The sequence below is a fragment of the Roseomonas haemaphysalidis genome (genome assembly GCF_017355405.1).
GTDB classification, from domain to species: domain Bacteria; phylum Pseudomonadota; class Alphaproteobacteria; order Acetobacterales; family Acetobacteraceae; genus Pseudoroseomonas; species Pseudoroseomonas haemaphysalidis.
Genome location: NZ_CP061182.1, coordinates 1 through 23274, shown reverse-complemented (window position 1 = coordinate 23274; position 23274 = coordinate 1). Strand labels below are relative to the sequence as shown.

Here is a 23274-nt window from a genome sequence, read left to right as displayed (position 1 = left end):
TGATCCTCGTTCCGCCCTGGCAGGCGGGATAGGCCAAGACTACGGGGGGTTGTTCTGGCGTTCTGCTGGGACAGCCCCTTTCTCATTTCGGACGGCATCATTGCCACCTGGCAGGAGCATGCCGATGCGGCAATGCCTTTGCAATATTCTATTTAAAAACATCGACTTATGCCAACTTGCAAGCCCGCTCGCTGGCTAACTTGCGCGCTGGCAATCTACGTAACTAGCCCGCCCGCAAGCTACGTAGCTTACTCGCCTGCGCGCTAGCTAGCCCGCCCGCAAGCTTGCAAGTTACCAAGCTGGTATGGTCCCTTGTTGGCAAGTTGGCAAATATGCAACCGTACTGGACTTCTGTCTCAACCCTATGCATGGTGGCCGCTGGATGGGGGACAGTATGCAGATCATCACCATGGCCAGCCGCAAAGGTGGAGCCGGCAAGACCACCCTGACCTGCCACTTGGCGGTCGAAGCGGAGCGGTGCGGGCAGGGGCCCGTGGCGATCATCGACACCGACGACATGGCCGGCCTGACCAAGTGGTGGCATGCACGCTCTGCGGATACCCCGGTCCTGGCGGAGATCCAGGGTGGCGTCGCCGCCACGCTGGAGGGTCTGAAGGCGGCGGGCTTCAAGATCGTCATCGTCGATACGCCCCCGGCGCTGACGCAGGACGTCACTGATGCGGTGATGGCCGCCGACCTAGTGCTGATCCCAGTGCAGCCCAGCCCCGACGATTTGCGAGCCGTGGGTGAGACGGTGTCTCTCGTCCAGCAGGCTAAAAAGCCTACGGCGTTCGCGCTCAACCGGGTAAAGAAGAGGGTACGGCTGACGGCCGAGGCAGCGGTGGCTCTCAGTCAGCACGGCGCCATCGCCCCCTCCATGGTGCACGATAGAACCGACTATGCTGGGGCAAAGACTGGAGGCCTGACTGCACCGGAGGTTGATCCCAGTGGGGCTGCTGCAGGCGAGATCGCGGCGCTGTGGGCCTATGTTGCCAGCCGCCTGGGAGGCCCGCGGTGAGCAAGCAGCCATATCGGCCACTCTCCAGCATTGAAATTTTGGACGACACCAAGCGCCCTGTGGTTCCAGCACCAACTGCGACACCAGAGCCAATTGCGCCGCCAGTCGCTGCCCCAAAAGTGGGGCGCCGGCAATCCGGCTACCGCTATACGGTCGAGACGCATGAGGCGCTACGGATGGCAGCTTTCCAGCAGCGTCGGACTATTCAAGACATCATCGATGAGGCGGTTCTTCTATGGCTAGCGCAGAAGAAGTAGAAACTCCATTGGCGCTGTCTCGCCGCAGCTAGATATTGAGGTGATCACCGACTTGCGGACCAGTGGGCCTCACTAGCAGGGTCGAACTCATGCACCCGTGCGTAAGGCTGTGCTTGGCTTAGAACAGGTCTGCCATAGCGGCACTCTGCTTCGAGACAGGTCTTGGCCAGCTTCTCGGATCCCGATGATACCGTGCAAGCTACCACGTGCCTCGTCATGCGGCGGAGCGTCTGGACATCCCCAAAGGCCCTCTCGTGCACCTCGCCTATGTCGACTGCAGCAACCTATTCATCGAGGCCCAGAAAGTCAGCGCCGTGGCGCGTGGCATGGCGCCTAGCCTCGCCGCCGTGAACCATCGCCATGCCAGCGACTTCGCTTACCGCCTCGACTTCCATCGCCTAATGGCGCTGCTGCGCGAGGTCGATGACCCACTGCGTGCCGCTGCTTTCGGCTCCATCACCGATGCCAACGAGACGCTATGGTCACATGCCCAGGCCGCCGGCTTCGACGTGCAGGTGGTTGAGCGCGGTGCCGACGGCCGCGAGAAGCGCGTTGACACCGGCGTGGTGACCCGCATCTGCCGCGATGCCTATCGTCTGGCTGACCCTGACCGCGACCGCATCACCCTGGTGGCCGGTGACGGCGACTATGAGCCCTTGGTGCGGCAGCTGGTGGCCGATCGCTTCCACGTCACGCTGCTGTTCTGGGCGCACGCCAGCCGCGAACTGCAGCAGGCCGTCAGCCACTTCCACGCGCTCGATCCCTACATCGCCGAGCTGGCGCTAGGCTGCCGTGATACCTCCGGTGGCAAGGATATCCACAGATCGCGGGGACAGAGCTGTGGATCAGCTGGTGGATGAGATGTACCCAGTCTACCGGGGCAGGGACCTGTCGGCTGGTACCAGCTGACGATCTGCAGCATGCCGCCGAAAAGCCGGCCCCGCTACCAGCCAAGGCTTCCCGTCCCGCCTTTGAAGGGCCCCGCCACGTGCGAGGTGATCCAACCGCCGTAGAACCCCCCGGGCTGCGGTGTCACCCGCTCCCCGTCGACCTCGCAGAGATCCAAGGGGGCCGCATAGAAAGCCAGATACCCCGCGAGGGCCTGAAAAGCTGAGGTGGGCCGTGGGTAGCTCCAGGCGATCTCCGGCAGCACGATGCCGTCCAGCACCAAGTCGAAATATACCGCCTGGCCCTTCCACTCGCACAGCGACCGGCGCGAGGACGGGCGCAGCTGGGTCATCGCCACGTCCTGGGGCGGCAGGTAGTAGCTGGGCGGGTGACTGGTTTCCAGGGTGCGGACGCTGCGCCGGCTGTCTGCGATGACGAAGCCGGCATGCTGGATGCGGATGTGCCGCGCGCAGGCTTCGGCCACGGCGGGGCGGGGAAACGCCCAAACGCTTTCCTGCCCGGGGCGGGCGGGATCGGGTACCACGCTCATCGCGAGGCTCCGGGGGAGGGGGTGTGCCGCCGCATCCAGCGCTGCAGGGCAGGGCGGCCGCGCAGGAAGCCCCGGTAGGCGCGCTCCAGCAGCCACAGCACCGCGGGATGGCGCGCGATCAAGCCGAGGGGCCGCAGCACGGGGATGGCCCGCCACATGGCGGCGAAGGCGGCGGCGCCTGACAGCATCTGACCGTCCTCCCGGGCATGGAAGCGCGCCAGCAGGGCCGCCCGGTCGAGCGGGCAGGCGGCCTCTGGCGTGGCGACATCGATGAAGGCGATCGCGCCGCGACGGTCGAGCCGTCGCATCAGCGCGATCTCGCGTTGGCACAGCGGGCAGGCCCCGTCGTGCCAGACCTGGAGCTGGGACATGTTCTGGCAGATGGAGTGGCCGGCGCTGTTGTCACCCCACGGCGCCAGCCTGCGCTGTCGATGGACCATGGTAACGATGAACAGGACACCGAACCCCGGCCGCCCTGCAGCGACGCACCGACACGATCAGCGTTCACCCTCTATCAGATACCTTGCCGCCCGACGACGATCTATCCTTCATAAGGACCTGAGTACGGAGGGAAGCATGCCGCAGAAGGTGATCGGTCTGATCGGTGGAATGAGCTGGGAAAGCTCGGCGGAATACTACCGGATCATCAACCAAGCGGTCAGAACCCGACTGGGAGGCCTGCATTCGGCCCGCTGCCTCATGTGGTCCTTCGACTTCGCCGAGATCGAGGCCCTGCAGCACGCGGGGCGCTGGGACGATGCTGCCAGTGAGATGATCGCAGCGGCCCGTGGCTTGGAAGCTGGGGGCGCAGACTTCGTCGTCATCTGCACCAACACGATGCATCGCATGGCTGATCAGGTTCAGCAGGCCATCGGGTTGCCGTTGCTGCATATCGCTGACCCAACCGCGGCAAGGATCAAGGCCGCTGGCCTGACGAGAGTGGGCCTGCTGGGTACGGCTTTCACCATGGAGCAGGGCTTCTACAAGGGGCGGCTCACCGAGCGGCACGGGCTGGAGGTGCTGGTACCGGGAGACGAAGACCGCGCCCTGGTGCACCGGGTGATCTATGAGGAGCTGGTCAAGGGACGGGCGACGCCGTCCTCACGCCAAGCCTACCGCGACGTCATAGCCCGACTGGTGGATCAGGGGGCGGAGGCGATCATCCTGGGCTGTACGGAAATCATGCTGCTGGTGACGCCGGAGGACAGTGCTGTGCCGCTGTTCGATACCACCGCCATCCACGCCCAGGCCGCCGTCGATCTCGCTCTGGCGGAACTTGATCAACTACCTTCCCACTGAGCAGCCGACACTGGTTACAGCGATCCGATCAGGGATGCGGACAAAGTAGATAACGCTGAATCACGGCGCCCAACCGCTTCTGCGGCTGCGGCCGGGGTAAACCATTTATCGCATGCCTCAACCGACAGCATGGCGATGTGAATGGGCGGCCCTATAGTGAGGCTGACCAAGCCAGGGACAGGCGACCGATGCGCCGTGACGGATCTAATTTGCGGGTGATGGTGCTGCACGGTGCGCACGGAGGACCGGACACCAACTGGTTCCCGTGGCTGCAGAGCGAACTGTCTGCACAGGGCATCGAAGTGATTGTCCCCCGCTTCCCCACTCCGGAAGGTCAGTCTTTGCAAGCGTGGTTCGATGCCTACGACCGCGCTACGAACGCGTTGCCAGCCGTGCCGACGATGATCGTGGGTCACAGCCTCGGCGCCGCATTCGCCCTGCGCTTGGTGGAGAGGGCAGACAAGCCATTCGAAGGCTTGTTGCTTGCTTCCGGCTTCGTGGGCGCTCTGGATCTGCCAGACTATGACCCTATCAACGCGTCCTTCTTCGTCGCGCCCTTTGACTGGACTGATATCCGTAAGCGCAGAGGACGAACCTGCCGTTGCTGGGCAGGTGACGATGATCCCTACGTTCCTCTGCCGCGCTCGCAAGACGTGGCCGATCACCTGCATGCACCGTTGGAAGTGATCGGGCAGGGCGGCCATCTGAACAGTGAAACGGGCTTCAATACCTTCCCGCACCTGCGGGATGCGATCTTGACCCATCGTGCCACCGTCTTGGCTGGATAGCCCCAGACGACCGTCCCCATACTTCTTGCTAACACGGAAAAAAGCTGTCTCGCGTGCGCTACCGATCGGTCTGGGTGCCCACAACTGTGGCACCTAGTCGCTCACATCGGTTGGCCCGATAAGCAGTTATCGCGTGCCTAGGTTCACCGATCAGTGTCCGAGAAGGGTGGGAGGCGGTCATGGGAAGCTTAGGCGCCTTGGGCTGTGTCGCTCTCGTACCCCCTCGATCAGGGGGGGCAAGGAACGGCTTAGGATCCAAAGCCTCGAATCAAGCCAATGCCCTGACCATCACGAACAGCCAGTTGTGGGATTGGCAGCGCAGAGCAGTGCCCCCAGCAGCGCGTCGGCATCAGGCGTCAGGCATTGCGCCGGCGCGTCGGAGCGCCGTTCGACGCCGCCGGCGGTGATGGTCAGTCGCACCATGGCGTCCACGTTGAACTCAAGGCAACCGCGCCGCGCGGCCCCGTCCCGCCAGACGGCGGCGGCGAGCGCGCGGAATCTGTCGTGCTCGACGGGCGTCAAGGCGCGGCGTGCCGTCTCGGGAATGTCCACCGCGGAAACCCGTGCGCCATCGCCGTTGACGCCCGGAGGTGGCTTGGCCTCCGACAGGCGATCGTTCTCCAGATCAACGACGAGGCGGTAGGGGCCGCTCACGACGCCGCCCAGGAGGTAGGTGACCCTGCTGGGTGGAGGTGATTCATCGGCGCTTGCAGCAGCGACGAAGCCGCCGGTGAGCAGGAGGGAAAGGGCAAGGGCTCGCATCCCAGCAGCGTAGACGCCTTCCGCGGGACGACACCAGGACCACGCATCGCGCAGCCGCCATTCACGGCGTTCTGCGGAGCAGTCTCAGTTAGAGAGCGGACTGGTCCGTTTCGGGTCGGCTGCGGACATGCTCGGCTGCCGAACCATGGCACCGGCGCGCCCCCTGCAGGTCAGGCCCGATATTCGAGAATTATCGTGCTAAAGCCGTGAGCCGCGGGTCAGAGCTGGGTGGGCTACGGATCTTCAGCGTTACGCTTCGCTGGCTACGCATCGAGGGCGCTTGATGACAGGCCCCCTCACTTGACGCAAGCGGTCGCCTTGCCTTTGCTCCTGGCATGGTACGTCTCCGCTTTACACGCGACAGCGTCTGCCTGGCCGATGACATAGATGCGCCACACGAGGGCATCCTTGAGGTTGCTCGGACCGCGGATGCCGTCGCCGTCGCCCGGGTAGTCCTGCGGTCCGGCCTGCTAGCGTATACGACCAATGCTGTCTGGTCGCTGTCACTTGGGGTGGATCGCGTCGTGTTCGGGCGAGGATGGATCCGATCCTTCGCATGGCCGGTGACGCCGGGTGGACTCCGGATACGGGCGCAGGACGTCGAGGCCGTGCATGCCCGCTACTGGGCACAGGCCCGGCCGGCCGAAGTTCTGACACGGCTGGCGGCTTCCAGATGAGGCGTGGAGCTGTCTACCTACATCGCTGTGGCAAAATCCCGGTTTAGGTCGTCAGCAGACGGATTGAGGCAATCACCACCCCGCAATCTGCTGATCGCGAGATCCGGTAGTTATCATGCTTTAAGGTGTGGGGAGTGGGAGAGAGGCGAGCCCTAGCTGGACCCTTGAGCTATTGTCCTACGTGAATCGTTACCGGATAGCCGAGCGCCCGCAGAGCCTTGGACGTACGACCGTTCCTCGGTGGGAAGTGGTCGGGTAAGGCCCATCCGACGAGTTCGCCTAAAGCACTGACGCCTAAGCCTTCAATTTTCCATTTTGGATCGACGATGCCCTGCCAGAGGCGCTCGGGTAGCTGATCGGACGAACCGTTGTAGAGGATGTGGTGCAGCAGATCACGCACGCGCCCGCCCATCGATCCCTGGTCGTTCCAGATGCGGTCGGCGAGCGCGTCGAGCTTCTGCAGGATATTATAGTTGGTGCCATCCGGCAGGTTGACCGCCTGATTGCGCACACGGCGGGAGTAATCTCGTATGGCATGAACGCGGTCACAGACTTCGCGGAATTGCTCACCGGTCATCGTCGCCAGCTGCGGCTCGGCAAGGGCTGCTTGCAACGCTGGCGCGCTGACGTTCAGCATATAATCTTCAGATTGAGGTGCTGTCGCCAAGCCACGCCACCAAGTTACGGCTTCCGCAAGGGCGCTGTCAGGACGCATCTTGTTCTGCTCGTAATGTGCTGCGTAGTTGGCTTTCGTGCCAGCGAAGGTCCGTTGGTAATAGAAGGCATGTAGAAACTGATCGGCCTGCGCACCGATCGGCACCGCACCATTCACCCAGATTGGCCGGTTCTCAGGATGGCTGACAGTCAGACCGATATTTCGCAAATGCTCTAACGTCGCGTGCCACTCTTTCAGGAAAGAATCTCGCCGCTTTTGTGCAGCGCCTTTCGGAGTTGTCTGCACTAGCCCTGGCCATGTGATAAGGCTGGGATGCCCCCAAAAGCGTTTGGCATCACTACGCGCCTGATGCACTTCGTGGGCCCGTGCACGCATCTCACTCAGCAGCTCTTGTGTCAGTGGGGTGGCATGTTCCTCGAGTGTAGCAAAGAGCCCGTGCAAATCGGCCGCCATCTCGTCAGTAATCTCGTCGTCGGTGAAGAAGCAGCCAGCTTCGACGTTCTTGTACCAAGCCCTATCGGTCAGGTTAGCCGAACCGATATATACGCCGACCCCGCGCCACCAGATAACCTTGGCATGATGGTGCTGCACTAGCTTGCAAACATGAATGCCCGACCTGCGGCGCAGGAAATTTTCGAGAACCGGTGCGGCGACAGCTACCTGATCATCCAACCGGCCATAGAAGCGCAGCGGAATCTTATTGTTCCAACACCAGTCAAACAACAGGTCAGTGTTCGTCGCGTAGGCAACGGCTGCTAGCACTTCATCCGTATCGCGTGCAGCGTTTTCAGTGATGTTGAGCAGGTACTGCCCGTTAATTCCACCCAAAATCAACCGCACACGTCACCTCTTATAGTTAGAAGAAGCAATTCTAAGAGTTAAGCTTTGGCTGTAAAGCGTTTCAATTATCTGGTTGGAATATCTGTGGATTTTCCTGACGGACTGCGTTTGTATCTGATAGCGTCAAATTATTTGGCCTAAGCGGCCTTCGTTGAAAACGGGGCTACCGCCCGCCAGTGAAGTATTACCCTGCCACGAGTGGTGCATGCTGTCGTCCGCTTGCTCTAAGGTGAGGCGGGCCCCGCGACGCCAGGCTTGACCTTGCCGCATGGGAAGGCCCGAGAAGCCGAATTGGAAGATAGGAAATACGCGGTATGCCTCATCTTACGTCCATCCGGGTTGCCATTCCGCCCTGGCACTGGCTGCGGCCCTCGCAGTCTCCGGCGTGGCGCGGGCGCAGATGGGGCCGGGCGACGCCTATGATTCGGCGGCAGACGACAACGCACCCTTCCCCCGCACCTGGTGGGACCTGAGCAGCGCCGCGGCGGTAGAAGCCGGGCAGCAGGCCAACCTGCGCTATGTCGAGGGCATGCGGCCGCATCACGCCGGCGCCCTGATGCTCGCGCGCGACTATCTGGCCAGCCGGACAGCCGCAACGACGTGCTGCGCGCTTGCACAGTCGATCATCCCCAACCAGGGCTTCGAGATCCTCCTGCTCGACGAGGTCGGGCGCCTCACGCGGATCGACCCCTCCGGCCCGGGCTGGCTGTCCGCGCGGCCCATGGCGACGGAGCGGCTGGGCTACCACCTGCGCTTCCAGAAGTTGCCGCCGGGGCTGGGGGCGCTGATCTTTCCGGGGTCGTCCATCACCGCGTGCGATATCCGCTTTGCCAAGGAACTGGCAGACGATTGAGCAGGTCGCGCGCCTGACTCGGCGCTAAGCTGAAGGCGGCGGCACGGCCGCCGCCTTCAGCGATCACGCAGGCTTTGGTGCCATAGGCGCCACGTGATCGGCCAAGAGCCTCACGCGTATCACGTCAGGCTCCAGATCCCCTTTCTCGGCCGCACCAGCAGACTTTTGATGCGCCCCGATATCGCTGCCATCGACGAAGACTATGCCGAGCCGCACCCCTGCATCTGCACCAGGCTCAGCACGCATTCCCAGACACTATGCTTGCCCAACCGGATGAAAGTCTGCGCCGCCATCCAACAGGGGCCGTACTCGGTAGGGACAGCACGCCACTTGGTACCGTTCTGGTGACACCAGATGATCGTGTCCATCGTGCGCCGCAGGTGGTGATGCTGCGTCTCGTAGTGCGGGCGGCAGGCCTCGATCAGCGGCTCCAGCACCGCCCACTGCGCATCCGTCAGCACCATCTGCATCACCTCCCCACCACTCCCGCAGCAAATAGGTCAATGGTCAGGCACTACCAAACCCTTAAAAGCCTAGCAGTCTCTTTAGAAGGTTTTTGGTTTTCGGTGCTGCCGGTGCGACCGTCGCCGAAGGAGGCGACGAAGTACCGGGTCGCATAGGCGGAAATCCATCGCCCCTTGTACTGGATTCCGTCGCTGCAGGCGCTGATGGGGGGGAAGAAGCAAAGGCTTCTGACCGCGAGGTTGGCAGTGTGTCAGGTCTTGGCGGCGCTGAGGGTGATCGTGTCGTAGCAGCAGATTGCCCTCTCGGGGAATCATTCCCAGTCGTCAGCCCTAGAGCACGAAGAATAGGCTGTGGTACCTCGATAGACTCACGCGCCCGGGTCATGGCTACGTAGAGAAGGCGAGTTTCGCTGTGCTCATCTAAATCCTCTGTCTGCGTCTTTGCAGATGGCTTCTGCCAAGACTTTACAAAGTCATCTGTGAGCAAAACTGTCGGCCATTCTCGCCCTTTTGCCCTGTGAGCGGTTGACACAACTACGTCGCACGCATCGGCGTCAGCCGTGCGACGCAACGCCCACATGAGCTGCCGCTCACCGGTTGTTTGAACTAAGTTGACAAAGGTCTGTAGGTGCTCACCATCGCCGCTGCTGACGAACTCGATCACTTCGTCCCAGCGTGTGAAGCCAAAAAAATCAGGAACAGAGCTTGGCTCGCCTCGTTTTAGCTCACTGACACCTTCGAGCATCCGCATCAGCTCATCTTTGCCACCCACAAGGTGGGGTCGCTGCCCTGCATTTAGGGCGCTAATGATGGTCGTCATCGTAGATGCATTCGTTCGGCACAGGATGGTACGAGCCTGAGGCGTTGCCCCTATTCGGCTCGCTAAAGCTGAGTTGCCTGTTAGGGGCCGCGTCTCGCCCATCCTTTGCAATAGCTTGGTGGCTGCCTCTGCAATTGAAGGCCCAAAACGAAACGAGGTGGTTAAATACGTACTTTCCTCAGTCTGGACTTTGTCCATTGCATTTACAGCGCCACGCCACTCGTATATCTGCTGATACTTGTCTCCCACATAGACAATCTGACATTTTTGTTTCCGGAGAAGGTCAAGGACAGCCGGATTAGTGTCTTGGGCTTCATCGAGCAGGATGAAATCGGCGGCAATAGCCGGCGCTGACATAGTCCAAAGCTTTAGATAGCCATCGAACCCAAGCGGAATTGAGTCACCTGCATCGCACATACGCTTCCACAACATTTTTGCGCCGTGGGTGGCAAAGTCCCTAGCTTCTTCCTTGCTGGCTTCAGAAGCGGCTACCAAACTGCCATGTAGAGGTACGTGCGATGAGAGGGGCTCGGCATCGCTACTCATCGTGAACCGGCGGACGGTATCGATGATAAGGAAGCCTAAGGAGCGCGGTTTAACCACATGGCTGCCACCAAACCGCATACCTTTAAGTTGAAAAAGCTCTACAAGCTGATTCGCGTTGATTTTTTCTGTTAATTTTGCTGCGTTTCCACCATATCGTGCGGCCACCGACCGAAAGGCAAGGCTGTGCGTCGTGGCACAGTTAACAGTGTTCGGAAACTTCTTTCTTGCATCGGCTACGATGTCGCGGTTGAAAGCAAGGTACTGGCCACGGCGCTTCGTGCTGTGCGAAAGCATCTCCAGCGTCGATGTCTTACCTGTGCCAGCGTAGGCGTTGATCTTAAGATTGCGTCCAGTTCCAAAGAGCTGGATTGCCTGATCCTGCTCATGCGTCGGCCTGTGGCTCGGTGTTTTGTTGCTTGTCGCAATGACCGTCTTTGGAATTGGCTTTCGCTCGGCATTGCGAGACTTAGCAATCTCATTGCCGCTAGCAGGAGATGATCGCTCAACTGATGTTGTAGGGCCTGCTGCCTCAGTGAGTTCCTTGAGAAGCGCGACTGCTCTCGGTACGGCTCGAAAGCTGAGCTCATACACTACTAAATTGAGCGTCTGTTTGTCATTACTTGTGCGTGCATGCGCGGCTATCTTCTCCAATTCAACTATCGACACAGGCAGGAATGGACGGCTCATAATCCAATAAGGGGACACAAAACCATAAAATGCACAACTCAAAATCGGTGGTATTGTAACCTATAAGCACTATCGTGCGGATAACCATCGGCTCGAGGGCGAACACCAGCGTTATTTTTACATTTTAAAAATATTTTGTGCCATTCTGCAAAATTATCTCAATAATGAACATAAATTTTCTTAATCATTATTTTTAATGTAATTTCACGATTGATTTTTAGGAGAGGTGTCGAACTGATGGGTAATTTATACATGCACGCTACTATATATTTCCTATTGTCGTAACGCGCTTATCGCAACCGCAACATCCCGATTTGGATTATCGATGCGGAACCGTTTGCTGCTTCCTGCTGTAGAACAGTCTTCAAGGGCGCTTCAAACCAGTTTCGATTTAGACCAGGGCGGCCTTTCGATGATGTCTTAAAGCAGCAAGACTCGGCGCAAGACGAAGGTCAATTGCCCGCCTCAGCATATGGCCATGGAACTCTCGGTAGCTTGGATCTTTGATAGCACTTGCCACCAAAACTTTGAGGGTATCAGGATCAATGGCGATCAGCCCGCAATCGAAGAGTGTGTGCAGGTCAGCCCGAAGCAGGAGCCCATTGATTGGGTGATTGGTGTTGTCGCCGCGGTATGGAACGATATGTACTGCTTCCAACACGTCGAGCACTGCACAGCCGCTGATAGCGCAGCGTCCGTCGTAGGCCTTCAATAATTGATCTCGGAATGCCTTCTGGCCACGCCTTGCTTTGATCTCCCGTAGGACCTTCTCCCGAGCATCCAGCATTCCGTTGGGATTGAAGGCAGCTTCGTCAGCGTCATTGGCGCTAAGACCGGTTGGCTTGGTCGTCGGGTGAGAAGCATCATTGACCTCAATGGTGAAGCCAAGGCGCGTGAGTGCTTTTTGTACCGTGGCCTTACCGCCAGCAAACTCTGATGCTTTGAGCGGGTAAGCGCTAGGCGCGAGGTATCCGAAGGCCGCACCGACGACTGCTTTGGAAACGTAGCGCTTGCCATTGTACGGCAGCCAATAGGCCCGCGATGGATCAAAGCCATACTTAGCGAGAAAGGCATCCTCGCCGAGCTGATCATATTCAGCGAGAGCTCGAAGAACAGGGGCTGGATCGTCGAGTTTGCTGAGAGCGACCACGGTGCAATATCCTACGATGATGTGTGAAGAATATCAGGGCAGGCTTTGGTAGAGGCAGCCTGACACCTCATTTTCGGTGTTTGCTGCAAGATCCTGCCAGGCCCAGTCTTGAACGATGCGCCGCGGTGGCAGGATGATCCAGCCGTCAGCATCGCCCACCGCGGTGAAGTCTCCAGTTGCGACACATAGGGCGGTGAGCGCGCAAATGAGTGCGGCTCGATCATCATGCTTCGTCACACTCTCGAAGGGCACGCTGAGCCGCCGCCGTGGCAACAGAACGTTCACCAATCTTACCAGCGCACCATTCTCTGCAAGATGGCGATAGAAGGTGTCCGAACGATCCTTGCGACGTGCTGCAACGGCGACTGGATCTGCCAGAAGCACACCGAGGAAGGCGCTCGGAAACGCTTCGGCGATACACCTGTCGTCGATTCGTATCTCATGCATGGCAGGAGCCAAGTGTCCCTGCTTCAGCACGATGTTGGCACAGTCATTAGCGGCGGCATTAAGCTGCCTGCCAATCGGCACGCTAGCTTGACCTGGTTTGCCGATTTTGGCCCCAAGGCGACGCGTTAGCATGCGCTCAGCGGTGCGATAGCGGCCGATCACGTCGAAGCCGGCGCGCAATGGCCCATCCAACGCAGCAGCCTGCAACTGCACCTGGCCTGCCACAACGGCGATCGTCGCCTGCTGCTCGGCTGGTATCGCGCGGAAGCGCTGGATCGTCCAGGATACCTGTTCAGCATTCCAGTCAAGCCGACACACGGCGCTGGATCGCCTTGTCTGTGAGAAGCCGACATCGACCCCAAGCACTGACCCTGATGCCGGAAGGTCAGACGCTTGCGGCAAGGTCGGTGGTGTCATTGCTCCAAGGTAGTCAGCGATGCCGAGGCCGGCAACTCGCTCTCCTTTGTCGCAGACGGTCTGGGACTGATGCCAACCAGCGAGGCTTTCAGCTTTGACGGAATTGGGTTTGACGGTCGCGGCGGCGAAGCGTACACAATATGTGAACACATGAGGTGTCGCCATGGCTGAGCAGGATAAAGCCCCGCTCCCCACCCCGCAGCGGATCGGTATCCGTGAGTTCCGCGGCAACCTGCCGGGCTACCTGCGCCAGGTGCGTCAAGGCTCGTCGTTCCTAGTGACATCACGCGGTGAGGTGGTCGCGTTGGTACAGCCGCCGCAGCCTCCAGCTCCGCCTCACCGGCGGCCAGGCACGCTACGAGGCAAGATCCGCATGACAGCCGACTTCGACACCCTGCCCGACGACGTCCTCTCGCTCATGGAGAACGGCGGCCTGTGAAGCTGCTGCTCGACACCCATGCCCTGCTGTGGTGGCTGTCCGACGACCCTAGGCTTGGTAATGCGGCCCGAGAGTGCATCACTGATCCAGCAAACGATATCCTGGTCTCCGCGGTGTCACTGTGGGAGATCCTGGTCAAGGTCCGCGTCGGCAAGCTACTGGCTGACATCGAGGACATCCTGGCTGAGCTGCAGGCCCAGAGCTTTACCCTACTACCAATCGCCCCGACGCACCTAGTCGTGCTCGTGGGCCTGCCGATGCACCACCGGGATCCCTTCGACCATCTGCTGATCGCCCAGGCGATCGCTGAGGGGGCGACCTTCCTGTCCGCGGATAGCTTCACGCCGCGCTACCCGGTGCAGCACCTGACCTGCTCGGACAGCGCGTCTGGTTCATCAGTGGGCTGATCCCCCTGGGGCAGGCAGGAGCAGGGTAGAGGAACCCCTTCAGGCAAAGCCGCCAGAGCCACATAGCCGAACTGCAACGCTCCGGGTACGCTCCTCGCAATAGGGGAGAGCTGGAGTGGATCGGATCACGCGGACGGACATCGAGCTGCTACGGCACAGCCGGTCGAGGCCCCGCTACAAGGACCTGTCCCCCGAGGAGCTGCAGGCCTACCAGCGCATCACCACCGCCCTGCAGCACCTCGCCGGGGTCGCCGTCGAGGCTCTGGGTGGCTCCCAGCAGTTCGATGCCAAGTTGACCAGCGGCTACTCGGTGGCTGCCGGCGTGCGCGGCGCCCTGCCCAAGGACCTGTGGTTCGGCGCCTTTAACCGCCGCAACCTCGGCGGCTTCGTTGGCATGCCGCAGGTCTTCGCCATCGTCTCGGGCAGCGGCATCGAGCTCGGCCTGGCCGCCACCATCCACCCCAGCGACTTCTCGACCAAGGTGATCAAGGACGCAGCGCGCGCCGCCGCGCCCAAGATCTTTCGGGCCTTGCCCGCCCCGGGCTCCGCCGCCGCCGCCGCGCTCGAGGCCCGCATCAACGCCGCGCCCGGCCCGTGGTTCTTTCGCCGCAAAACCCGGCTGCAGCCCAACCAGGCCGACTTCCCCTCGCTCGACGCCTGGCTGCGCTTTCTCTGGTCGGAAACCGGTGCCCTTTGGGCCAGCGGCGCCATCAGCCGCACAGTCAGCGCCGAGGAGCTCGATGCGCTGGGTGAGGGTGGGTTGGAGGCGCTGGTGCGCAGCACCGCCACGCTGTTCGCCCCTCTGATGGCCAGCACCGTGCCCGATGCTGCGGCGAGCAGTGCCGCCCAGCCGCTGTTCCCCGCCGACGAGGAGGCCGAGACCGTGCCCGAGCAGGACGAGGTCGTGCGCCCGGAGCTGGAGGGCTTCCTGCAGCGCTTCGCAGACGCCCGCCAGGGGCCCTTCGCTGGCCAGGCGGGGCTGGGGGCCGTGCTGGAGCGCATCAAGGCGGCGCTGAGCCGCATGCCGGCGCTGCAGGCCCACCCGGAGGTGCAGGTCAGCTGGAGCCTCGGCAAGGGCAATTGGGCCACCGTGCCCTGGATCGCCCTGATGGACCGCCGGGTGACCACCTCCACCCAGCGCGGCTTCTACGTGGTGTTTCTGTTCCCGCAGGATCTATCCGGCGTCTACCTGACGCTGAACCAGGGGGTCACCGACGTCATCCAGGGCCTAAAGCGGGTCGCCGGACGGCAGGAGCTGCAAAGCCGCGCCCAGCGGGCCCGGGTGGCGGTGCCCGAGCTCGCCACGGCCGGCTATGTGCTGGATGACACCCTGGGGCTGCGCACCAACGCGGCGCTGGCCGCCGACTACGAAAGCAGCACCATCGCCTACAAGTTCTACCCCGCCGGGGCGGTGCCCGCGGACGCAGAGATCGAGGCCGATCTGCGGGTGGCGTTGGATGCCTATGCCCGGGTGATCGAGGCGGTGCCCACCCGGACGGGGGATGCGGTGGGTGAGGCCGAGGAGGAGGCGGACGACGACGAGCCGTCGGTGGTCGAGCCAGGGCAGGGGGTCTGGCTCTGGGCCCCGGGGCAGAACGCCTCGCATTGGGACGAGCTCTACGAGCAGGGCCGCATCGCCATCGGCTGGGACGAGATGGGTGACCTCAGCCGCTACCCGAGCCTGGAGCAGATGACCGCGGCCCTGCGGCAGGTCTACGCGCGCTCGGACAACCCGTTCAACGACGCCCGCGCCTGCCACGGCTTTGCCCACGTCATGCGACCGGGTGACCTGGTCTTCGCCAAGCGCGGCCGCAGCACGCTGATCGGCTACGGGGTGGTCACCGGCGACTACAGCTTCGATCCCAGCCGCCCCAGCATGCAGAGCGTCCGCAGCGTCCGTTGGGTGCAGCGGGGTGAGTGGCCGGCCCCCTATCAGCTGCCAATGAAGACCCTGACCCGCCTGACCGGTGACCCAGAGGCCATCGCCAGCCTCAAGGCCGCGGTGGGCGCGGCCACCCCCGAGGCCCCCAAAGCGGTCGCGGTGCAGGAGCGCAAGCCGTTCACGGTGGACGACGCTATGAGGGGCCTGTTCATGCCGCAGACGACCTTTGAGCGCTCGCTCGAGGTCTGGCGGCACAAGCAGAACCTGATCCTGCAGGGCGCCCCCGGGGTGGGCAAAAGCTATGTGGCCCGCCGCATGGCCTATGCGCTGATGGGCTATGAGGACCCCAGCCGGGTGCGCACGGTGCAGTTCCACCAGGCCTACGCTTATGAGGACTTCGTGCAGGGCTTCCGGCCGAACGGCGGCGGCTTTGAGCTGAAAGAGGGCGTGTTCCTGGAGTTCTGCCGCCGGGCGCTGGCCGACCCGAATGAGACCTACGTTTTCATCATCGACGAGATCAATCGCGGCAACCTGGCTAAGATCCTCGGCGAGCTGATGCTGTTGATCGAGCCGGACAAGCGCGGCCCGGAATGGGGGGTCAAGCTGGCCTATGCCAAGGAGGCGGATGCGCGGTTCTACGTGCCACAGAACCTGTTCGTCCTCGGCATGATGAACACCGCCGATCGCAGCCTGACCATGGTCGACTACGCGCTGCGCCGCCGCTTTGCCTTTGTCAGCGTTGAGCCAGGCTTTGCGGAAGACAGCTTCGCCGCCCACCTCGCGGACAAGAAGGTCTCCGCCGGCATGCTGGCGCGGATCCGTAGCCGGATCGGCAACCTGAATGCCACGATCCGCGAGGACCGCGCCAACCTCGGCCCGGGCTTCTGCATCGGCCACAGCTTCTTTGCCGGCCCTCCCGAGGCGGAGCCGGGCCAGGACAGCTTGACCCCTGAGGCGGAGGACGCCTGGTACCAGCGCGTGGTGGACACCGAGATCGTGCCGCTGCTCGAGGAGTATTGGTTCGACGACCCCAGCAGGGCGGAGCAGTGGCGCAGCACGCTGCTGAGCTGAGGGCCCACGGCCATGGCGCCCTCAAGCCCAATCCCGATCCAGAACCTCTACTACCTGTTCCTCTACGCCTGGGACCGCTTTCCTGAGGGCCAGGCGATCGAGGTGGCGGCCACCGACTCCCCCGATCTGGTGGATCTGTTCGCCAAGGTGCTGAGTAACGGCGTGCGACGCCTGCTGCGGCGGGGGCTGGATCGGCACTACCTGGAGCTCGAAGAGGAGACTGCCTCGCCGCGGGGGCGGTTTCTGCTGTCCGAGACCTTCAAGCGCAGCACTCTGATCCGCGGCCGTGCGGTGTGTGCCTTCGACGAGCTCTCCGCCGACATCCCGCACAACCAGGTGCTGAAGGCGACGCTGCGGACACTGGCCGCCAGGGAGGGCCTCGATCCCAAGCAAGCGCAGGCGCTGCGCACGCTGCACCGGCAGATGGCGGGGGTGTCGGATCGACCGCTGACGCGGGCGCTATTCCAGCGGGTGCAGCTCGGCCGCAACAACCGCCACTACGATCTGCTGCTGCGCATCTGCAGCCTGATCCTCGACAGCCTACTACCGGGCGAGGGGGCAGGGCGCACGCGCTTTGCTGACATCCTCGAGGACGAGGCCAAGATGTCGACGGTGTTCGAGGCCTTCGTGCGGAACTTCTATCGCAGCGAGCAGACAGCATTCCAGGTGGGCGCAGACCACCTGACCTGGGACGCCAACTCCGAGGATCCAAACCACGCCCGCTTTCTGCCAGCGATGCGCACCGACGTCACGCTCCGCAGCCCAGAGCGCACCATCGTGCTGGACGCCAAATTCTACAAAACTACCCTGGCGCAGTATCGTGGCGGCACGGACAAAGTGCGCTCCGGCCACCTGTATCAGCTGCTCACCTACCTGCGGCACATTCACCCGCGTGGGCAGCCCGCCGAGCAGGTGGAGGGTATCCTACTTTACCCCCGCACCAGCACGCAGGATCTGCGGCTCGACTACCGCATTGCCGGGCACCGCGTGCGCATCCATACGCTGGCTCTGGATCGACCCTGGCAAGAAATAGAGCAATGCCTTCTGAACATGGTGTCTCGTGTTTGACGCCACGTGTTTTAGAATATTCTTGCGGCACTATTCAGGTTGGATGAAACGTCACAGTGATCGTGTTGCTGCGTTTATGTATTAGGTCGACTCCAGCACTCGCACACAAGACCGAGCGCTATTCGTCTGATCTGACGGACGGGGAGCGGATCGCGCCATTGATACCCAAGCTGCCTCGTCTTCGCTGATTAGCCAGCTTGCTGTTCCGCTCGCGCCTTCCCGGATTAAGGGGTATGTTGCTTGGCCGTCGCGGCATGCACAGGAACCAGTGACAGGCGCATTCAGGAGGCTGTGAGGTGTTCCCGATACACGAGACGGCAGAGGAGGCGATCGAGGCCATAGCGGAAAGCTTTCCGGATGTGGCGGTCCTGCTTCGCTCTGAGATCCGAGAAGGTCGTCCCTCGGATGGGTTGGAGAGAGAGGGCGGGGCCGCGCCGGATGATCCTGAGTGGACCCCGGACGAGCAGCTGAGCTTGGTCACGGCTTCTGTGCGAGACCTCATCGTAAATCCAGCACGAGCGGGTTTGGTCATCCCGATTCAGCTTGATGCGCTGAATGTGCAAGGTGCCGATCTAGTCTTTCCAGAAGGCGGCCGGTTGGACGTCGACCTCGCGTTTTACGAGGAGGCTTCTGTCCAGGCATTCGAAGAGACATTCAACGCTTTCATTGACGAGCTACGGCGACAGCTGGATTCACCTGGGCCGCAACCAGGTTCTGGCGGACCGGGCAGATAAGAGTATGCCGACTAAACAGGACGTCCGGAGAGCTGCGCGGCTCCTCGCTATGTCGCTCGGGGCCGCCGGCATGGGAGAACAGGGCAAGCGCTACGAGGCGTGGCTTATGCTGGAAGTCGCGCTGGCCTTCAGGAATCGTGGTCACCAGGCAACCTGGATCACCTGCCATGTCGGAGGCCCGCCAAGGAAGGCGTTGTTCAGGGGCTCCCCAGGCAGCATGAAGAAGTGCGGGGTGACTGTGGATGCCCCTGGCTATATCCAGCTGATTAATAACGGCCGACACTACGAGCTCCACAACTCGATCCAATTCCGTGGCGTCTCCGGCGCGCTGCATGAAGTAGACTTATCCATCATCCCTGCTCGGGTGGGGAATGGCCTGCGCGCAGCCGGAGGTGGGTATCCGGATGGGAAGCCATGCGTGGCGCTTGAGCTGAAGCGCTTTAAGCTGACGGGCAGCTTCTCCATCGGACTGATGCGCGCCATGTTGCTCGCGGCTGTCGACCTCTCGCTTGAGCTGTACCCGTCCGCTCCGAAAACAAGCTTTGACATCGCTCATATATCACCGACCGGAGTCTTCGCCTGTGGCGAACTTAGGGAGAGCGCCTGGATAGCGGTGACGACCGTAGCGAACATCGGCGCCTCCCAGCGGCTCGCGGCGCGATACGGCGCCTCGGTCGAAGCCACATTTCAAGTCGATATTCGTCAAGTTGCTGGAACTAACACCAGGGTAGGCATCCTGGTCGATCAACTGTTGCAGTACCTCTGAGTAACCGTTTGAGGATCAACGATGGGCGATCCTGCGTAGCAGAGGCCGCCCATGGCAACGTGGATTATGGCTTCGAAGACATAGAGGCAGCTTGGATATCAACGGCGCGGCGGCTGCGCGCGGACCCGCGCAAACCAGTCCGCCTGCGTAATGCTGAAGGCTGCCGTCGTAGAGTGTGGGTTTTCCTGGATGTTGGTCTGGCTGTGAATGCAGGACCTGGCTGCGGCACCGCTATGCTCTGCGTCAGGCTATCCATTCCGGCACCTGTTGATCATGATGCAGCCGCAGTCGCTGCAGGCCGACGGCAGCAAACACCGCCTCCGGCAGTCGTGGGTTCGCCGTTGTCTCACCCAGCCTCGGCAAGCTAGCGCGCGCCTCCTGCACAAAGCGCCCCGGCAGCAGCGGATCCGCGGGCGCCAGGTAGGCCGCCTGCCACCAGCTTTGGATGCGCTCCTCCGCCTGCGCCAGGGTGACCGCCGCCGGCAGGCGATCGCGCTTCAGCCGCTGGTTCACCACCCGGTGCGCCGGCAACAGGTTCCACAGGTCTCCGCACGGCCAGGCCGACCAGGGGAACAGATGGTCGATGTCCAGGCTGTCCGCGGTCAGCACCTTGCCGGTCCAGACGCAATGAAGCGGCTGACCGCGCTGCAACTGCTGCAGGGCTAGGCGGCGCGATAGCGCTACATCGCGCTCTGGCTCTGCCCAGACCATCGCCTGCGCCACCTGGCCCGGGTCTAGGGCTCGGCCCATGCGGCGAGCATAGTCCCCCATCAGCCGGCTCCACTCCGCGACCAACGCCGGCTCCACCCAAGCCGAGAAGCGCTGCAAAGCCCGCCACAGGTGCAGCGGCACCCGCAGGCTGCCAAAGCTGCGCAGGTAGGCGGCATCGACCAGCAGGGCGCTGGGGGCCGCCCCTGGGCGGCCGCGCTCCACCGGTAGGATCGGTCCCCCGTTCGGGTAGGTCATAAACCGTGCCGGCATCACCGCGACCGTCCGGGCGGCCTCCTTGAGGGCGGTGTGCAGCGCCTGGGCCGCGGCCCCGCTGCAGCGGGTGCCGATCCGCAGCTCGGCCAGGGGGAGGGCGCCGGACAGCAGGGCGAGAAAGCCTGGCCCCGCAAAACTCAGCCCATCTGGACCCTGGTTGCCCGGCCCCTGCGGCAGCCCAGCTTGGACCAGCGGCGCATACAGCCGCAGCCAGTGCAGGGCGATGAGACCCAGCGGCAGCACCACCTCGGCGTCACTGGCGGGCTGGGCCAGGCCCGCCGCGCCATCCGCCGCGCGGCATAGGACGCGCAAGAGGCCGAGCTTGTAGCTGGACTGCTTCTGGTCGTTGAGGATGACATGCCGCAGCAGCGGCAGGGCGCCAGTACCATCATCCGGCAACCGCAGGGCCACACCGGTCCAGGAGACCTCTGGCCGGCCCAAGCTGTCGGCCTGCGCCACGCGGCGGATCACCGCCAGGCCGTGGTCACGGGCCAGCGCCTCGATCTCCTCGAGCGACACCGGGTGCATGCCCCTATCTGTCTCGGCCGGGCCGTGCCGCAGGGTCAACGCCAGCAGGCCGCCGGGCTGCAGCAGGGACACCAGCTTGCGAAAGGCGCGCGGGCGGTGGCTGGGATGCAGGTGCTGCCAGACCGCGCTGACTAGTATCACCGCGAAGGAGAGACCCGCCTGCAGCACGCCGGTGAGCTCGGGCAGGGCGTCGGCCACCCAGCGGATGCGGGGCTCAGGATGGCGCTGCAGGGCCTCGGCCCGCATGGCAGCTGCTGGCTCTGCTGCCACCACGTCATGGCCCTGCGCGGCCAGCCAGGCGGCGTCGCGGCCACTGCCGGCGCCGATGTCGAGGATCGCCGCCGGCTGGGCGGGCAGCAGGTCGGCCAGCCAGGCGTGCAGCACGGCCGGCTCGGCGGCCTCGTACTGCGGCACCACGGCGGCGGCATGGTTCTCGTACCAGTCCCACGACATCCAGCGTTAAGCCTCGACAGTAGAAGCAGCGGCCCACATCCGGCTGCGGGCGAGCGGCCCAACGGAGCGATCTGCATCGGCGGCGCCTTGGTTGAGCCGCAGCGCGCCCTGACCGACTAAGCCCCCACCCGCATCAACTGTTGTCAATCGTGTCAACCAAGTCGCTGCAGGCCAACTGGCGCGAGCGCATGCTCTGCCCGACCGTATTGTGCGATCGCGGCGGAGGGACCCAAAGGTCCCACCGGTAGCCCGCCCCCTAAACCATGAGCGGTGACGCAGCTTGGCGGTGACGCTCTTTCTCAGCAGCTCCCTCTCCTCTGGTTTGAGCTCAACCTTGTCAAGGAACTTCATGGCAGAACGCGTCACCATCCGTCACCAGTCGGCAAGCATCCTCAGCTGGGGAGAGGCCTCCAAGGTCAGAGTACTATTGCGGGCGGGGCCGCCAGTAGCGAACACCGCCATGCCCGCGTGGAGCATGCTCCCAACCGAGGTGTTCCAAGAGCGCCGTGAGACGCCGTTGATCCGCGGTGCCGACCCTATCAACGGAATAGCCGAGCGCTTCTTTTGCTAGTTCAAGTACGGTTACTCGCTCCTTGTCCGATAGATACGCTTTGATCACCTCCTCCCACACATCAGCCTCGTAGCGGGCCTCCTGCTGAGGTCGGATATGCGTGGCCTCGAACTCTGCCGTTGGCCACCACGACGCCCCCTGCTGATAAAGCTGCACCGCTTCGGCGAAGAGCTGGTCACGATCGGCTGTCAGAGCCTGGACATCGATCGTCCCCACACGCACTGGCCAGAAACGTCGTCCTCCCGTCTCATCACGCAGGTAGGCTGCCTTGTTAGTCGTGCCGATAAACACGCACTGCCTCGGCTCGTGCACTTCGTGACGGCCATAGCTCGGGCGGTAGCGCTCCTCGCGGCGGGTGATAAAGGCCTTGAGGGTCGCCGCTTCGGCTTTACCGAGGGCAGAAAGCTCCGCCACCTCGATCAACCACTTGCCGTTGAGGTGTTGCACCGCGTCCTTGCCGACACGGATGTCCGGAAGATGTCAATCGGCGTGCAAAATTGACCCTGGATCGGCGCGCAAAAATGACCCCGGTTGCGGGCGCGGTGATGGGCTAGTTGCGGTTTCTGAACCGCCAGCTGGCGTTGCCGGTCTCGATGATGTCGCAGTGGTGCGTCAGGCGGTCGAGCAGCGCGGTGGTCATCTTGGCGTCGTTGAACACCGTCGGCCATTCCGCGAACAACAGGTTGGTGGTGACCAGGATCGAGGTCTGCTCGTACAGGCGGCTGATCAGATGAAACAGCAGTTGACCGCCTGACTGGGCGAACGGCAGGTAGCCGAGCTCGTCCAGCACCACGAGGTCGAGACGGGTCAGCTGCTCGGCCAGGCGGCCGGTCTTGCCTGCGCGCGCCTCGGCTTCCAGGCGGTTCACCAGGTCGATCACGGTGTAGAACCGCGCCCGCCGCCCCAGGCGGATGCAGCTCAGCGCGATGGCCACGGCCAGATGCGTCTTGCCCGTGCCGGTGCCGCCGACCAGCACCGCGTTGCGCTGATCATCGAGGAACGCACCGGTGGCCATCTCCCGCACCAGCCCCTCGTTGATCGGGGTGTCCGCGAAGTCGAACTCGGCGATCTCCTTGATCAGCGGCAGCTTGGCCACGCCGACCTGATAGCGGATCGAGCGCGCCTGCTTCTCGGTAATCTCGGCTTCCAGCAGAGTGCCGACCAGCTGCTGCGCCGGATACTGCCGCTTGAGCGCGGTGCTGAGCAGCTCGTCATAGGCGGCTTTCATGCCC

20 protein-coding genes and 1 pseudogene are annotated in these 23274 nt (G+C 62.7%); 10 read left to right on the top strand and 11 right to left on the bottom strand.

Annotated elements, in window-relative coordinates:
* Window positions 1–394 precede the first annotated feature (394 nt).
* Window positions 395–1018: a ParA family protein gene (locus tag IAI59_RS22520; protein WP_207419924.1), complete on the top strand. Its 624-nt coding sequence runs from the start codon at window positions 395–397 to the stop codon at window positions 1016–1018.
* A 511-nt stretch (window positions 1019–1529) separates the two neighbouring features.
* Complete coding sequence (locus IAI59_RS22515) at window positions 1530–2135, top strand: NYN domain-containing protein (protein WP_207419923.1); 606 nt, start codon at window positions 1530–1532, stop codon at window positions 2133–2135.
* 83 nt (window positions 2136–2218) lie between these two features.
* Here IAI59_RS22515 and IAI59_RS22510 read toward each other — a convergent pair whose 3' ends face one another.
* Both IAI59_RS22510 and IAI59_RS22505 read right to left on the bottom strand, forming a co-directional pair.
* Window positions 2219–2713: a DUF427 domain-containing protein gene (locus IAI59_RS22510; RefSeq protein WP_207419922.1), complete on the bottom strand. Its 495-nt coding sequence runs from the start codon at window positions 2711–2713 to the stop codon at window positions 2219–2221.
* Complete coding sequence (locus tag IAI59_RS22505) at window positions 2710–3084, bottom strand: thiol-disulfide oxidoreductase DCC family protein (RefSeq protein WP_207419921.1); 375 nt, start codon at window positions 3082–3084, stop codon at window positions 2710–2712. The genes IAI59_RS22510 and IAI59_RS22505 overlap by 4 nt, the downstream gene beginning before the upstream one ends.
* Before the next feature lie 205 nt (window positions 3085–3289).
* Between IAI59_RS22505 and IAI59_RS22500 the strand changes: the two genes are divergently transcribed.
* Window positions 3290–4012 carry an aspartate/glutamate racemase family protein gene (locus IAI59_RS22500; protein ID WP_207419920.1) on the top strand — a complete coding sequence of 241 codons (723 nt, stop codon included), beginning with the start codon at window positions 3290–3292 and terminating at the stop codon, window positions 4010–4012.
* Window positions 4013–4200: 188 nt separating this feature from the next.
* Window positions 4201–4800: an RBBP9/YdeN family alpha/beta hydrolase gene (locus tag IAI59_RS22495; RefSeq protein ID WP_207419919.1), complete on the top strand. Its 600-nt coding sequence runs from the start codon at window positions 4201–4203 to the stop codon at window positions 4798–4800.
* Between the two features lie 288 nt (window positions 4801–5088).
* On the opposite strand, the gene IAI59_RS22490 is transcribed toward IAI59_RS22495, so the two are convergent.
* Window positions 5089–5562 (bottom strand): hypothetical protein, encoded by a 474-nt coding sequence (locus IAI59_RS22490; RefSeq protein ID WP_207444062.1) that lies wholly within the window; start codon window positions 5560–5562, stop codon window positions 5089–5091.
* A gap of 846 nt (window positions 5563–6408) precedes the next feature.
* Window positions 6409–7755: a phospholipase D family protein gene (locus tag IAI59_RS22485; RefSeq protein WP_207419917.1), complete on the bottom strand. Its 1347-nt coding sequence runs from the start codon at window positions 7753–7755 to the stop codon at window positions 6409–6411.
* Window positions 7756–8023: 268 nt separating this feature from the next.
* Here IAI59_RS22485 and IAI59_RS22480 point away from each other — a divergent pair, with 268 nt between their 5' ends.
* A complete protein-coding gene (locus IAI59_RS22480) occupies window positions 8024–8608 on the top strand; it encodes a DUF305 domain-containing protein (protein ID WP_336512487.1) in 585 nt (194 codons plus the stop codon).
* On the opposite strand, the pseudogene IAI59_RS23255 reads toward IAI59_RS22480, so the two are convergent.
* From IAI59_RS23255 to IAI59_RS22460, 4 genes and pseudogenes are all read right to left on the bottom strand, one after another.
* Window positions 8592–9069: pseudogene (locus tag IAI59_RS23255) on the bottom strand (transposase); the annotation flags it as partial. The gene IAI59_RS22480 and the pseudogene IAI59_RS23255 overlap by 17 nt on opposite strands.
* Window positions 9070–9133: 64 nt before the next feature.
* Window positions 9134–11143, bottom strand: coding sequence for a UvrD-helicase domain-containing protein (locus IAI59_RS22470; RefSeq protein ID WP_207419914.1), 2010 nt, complete (start codon window positions 11141–11143; stop codon window positions 9134–9136).
* A 373-nt stretch (window positions 11144–11516) separates the two neighbouring features.
* Complete coding sequence (locus IAI59_RS23250; RefSeq protein ID WP_207419913.1) at window positions 11517–12275, bottom strand: HNH endonuclease; 759 nt, start codon at window positions 12273–12275, stop codon at window positions 11517–11519.
* Window positions 12276–12308: 33 nt separating this feature from the next.
* The gene (locus IAI59_RS22460; protein WP_207419912.1) at window positions 12309–13304 is read right to left on the bottom strand and encodes a DUF429 domain-containing protein; all 996 of its coding nucleotides are present in this window, start codon (window positions 13302–13304) and stop codon (window positions 12309–12311) included.
* Between IAI59_RS22460 and IAI59_RS22455 the strand changes: the two genes are divergently transcribed.
* From IAI59_RS22455 to IAI59_RS22435, 5 genes are all read left to right on the top strand, one after another.
* The gene (locus IAI59_RS22455; protein ID WP_207419911.1) at window positions 13303–13578 is read left to right on the top strand and encodes a type II toxin-antitoxin system prevent-host-death family antitoxin; all 276 of its coding nucleotides are present in this window, start codon (window positions 13303–13305) and stop codon (window positions 13576–13578) included. The genes IAI59_RS22460 and IAI59_RS22455 overlap by 2 nt on opposite strands.
* Window positions 13575–13985 carry a type II toxin-antitoxin system VapC family toxin gene (locus IAI59_RS22450; RefSeq protein ID WP_207419910.1) on the top strand — a complete coding sequence of 137 codons (411 nt, stop codon included), beginning with the start codon at window positions 13575–13577 and terminating at the stop codon, window positions 13983–13985. The genes IAI59_RS22455 and IAI59_RS22450 overlap by 4 nt, the downstream gene beginning before the upstream one ends.
* A gap of 115 nt (window positions 13986–14100) precedes the next feature.
* Window positions 14101–16938, top strand: coding sequence for an MrcB family domain-containing protein (locus IAI59_RS22445; RefSeq protein ID WP_207419909.1), 2838 nt, complete (start codon window positions 14101–14103; stop codon window positions 16936–16938).
* 12 nt (window positions 16939–16950) lie between these two features.
* Window positions 16951–18006, top strand: a complete 1056-nt coding sequence (mcrC, locus tag IAI59_RS22440) for a 5-methylcytosine-specific restriction endonuclease system specificity protein McrC (protein ID WP_207419908.1) — start codon at window positions 16951–16953, stop codon at window positions 18004–18006.
* A 783-nt stretch (window positions 18007–18789) separates the two neighbouring features.
* A complete protein-coding gene (locus IAI59_RS22435) occupies window positions 18790–19506 on the top strand; it encodes a hypothetical protein (protein WP_207444060.1) in 717 nt (238 codons plus the stop codon).
* A gap of 243 nt (window positions 19507–19749) precedes the next feature.
* Here the strand turns inward: IAI59_RS22435 and IAI59_RS22430 are convergent, their stop codons facing one another.
* The 3 genes from IAI59_RS22430 to istB form a co-directional block, all read right to left on the bottom strand.
* Complete coding sequence (locus IAI59_RS22430) at window positions 19750–21471, bottom strand: class I SAM-dependent methyltransferase (protein WP_207419906.1); 1722 nt, start codon at window positions 21469–21471, stop codon at window positions 19750–19752.
* A 424-nt stretch (window positions 21472–21895) separates the two neighbouring features.
* Window positions 21896–22489 carry a VapE domain-containing protein gene (locus IAI59_RS22425; RefSeq protein ID WP_207419905.1) on the bottom strand — a complete coding sequence of 198 codons (594 nt, stop codon included), beginning with the start codon at window positions 22487–22489 and terminating at the stop codon, window positions 21896–21898.
* A 103-nt stretch (window positions 22490–22592) separates the two neighbouring features.
* Window positions 22593–23274, bottom strand: a 682-nt coding sequence (istB, locus tag IAI59_RS22420; protein WP_207444058.1) for an IS21-like element helper ATPase IstB, incomplete at its 5' end; no start/stop codon positions are given.

Coding starts and splice junctions, on each gene's coding strand:
- IAI59_RS22520 (WP_207419924.1), top strand. CDS start 395: ATGCAGATCATCACCATGGCCAGCCGCAAAGGTGGAGCCGGCAAGACC.
- IAI59_RS22510 (WP_207419922.1), bottom strand. CDS start 2,713: ATGAGCGTGGTACCCGATCCCGCCCGCCCCGGGCAGGAAAGCGTTTGG.
- IAI59_RS22505 (WP_207419921.1), bottom strand. CDS start 3,084: ATGTCCCAGCTCCAGGTCTGGCACGACGGGGCCTGCCCGCTGTGCCAA.
- IAI59_RS22500 (WP_207419920.1), top strand. CDS start 3,290: ATGCCGCAGAAGGTGATCGGTCTGATCGGTGGAATGAGCTGGGAAAGC.
- IAI59_RS22495 (WP_207419919.1), top strand. CDS start 4,201: ATGCGCCGTGACGGATCTAATTTGCGGGTGATGGTGCTGCACGGTGCG.
- IAI59_RS22490 (WP_207444062.1), bottom strand. CDS start 5,562: ATGCGAGCCCTTGCCCTTTCCCTCCTGCTCACCGGCGGCTTCGTCGCT.
- IAI59_RS22480 (WP_336512487.1), top strand. CDS start 8,024: ATGGGAAGGCCCGAGAAGCCGAATTGGAAGATAGGAAATACGCGGTAT.
- IAI59_RS22455 (WP_207419911.1), top strand. CDS start 13,303: ATGGCTGAGCAGGATAAAGCCCCGCTCCCCACCCCGCAGCGGATCGGT.
- IAI59_RS22460 (WP_207419912.1), bottom strand. CDS start 13,304: ATGGCGACACCTCATGTGTTCACATATTGTGTACGCTTCGCCGCCGCG.
- mcrC (WP_207419908.1), top strand. CDS start 16,951: ATGGCGCCCTCAAGCCCAATCCCGATCCAGAACCTCTACTACCTGTTC.
- IAI59_RS22435 (WP_207444060.1), top strand. CDS start 18,790: ATGTCGCTCGGGGCCGCCGGCATGGGAGAACAGGGCAAGCGCTACGAG.
- IAI59_RS22430 (WP_207419906.1), bottom strand. CDS start 21,471: ATGTCGTGGGACTGGTACGAGAACCATGCCGCCGCCGTGGTGCCGCAG.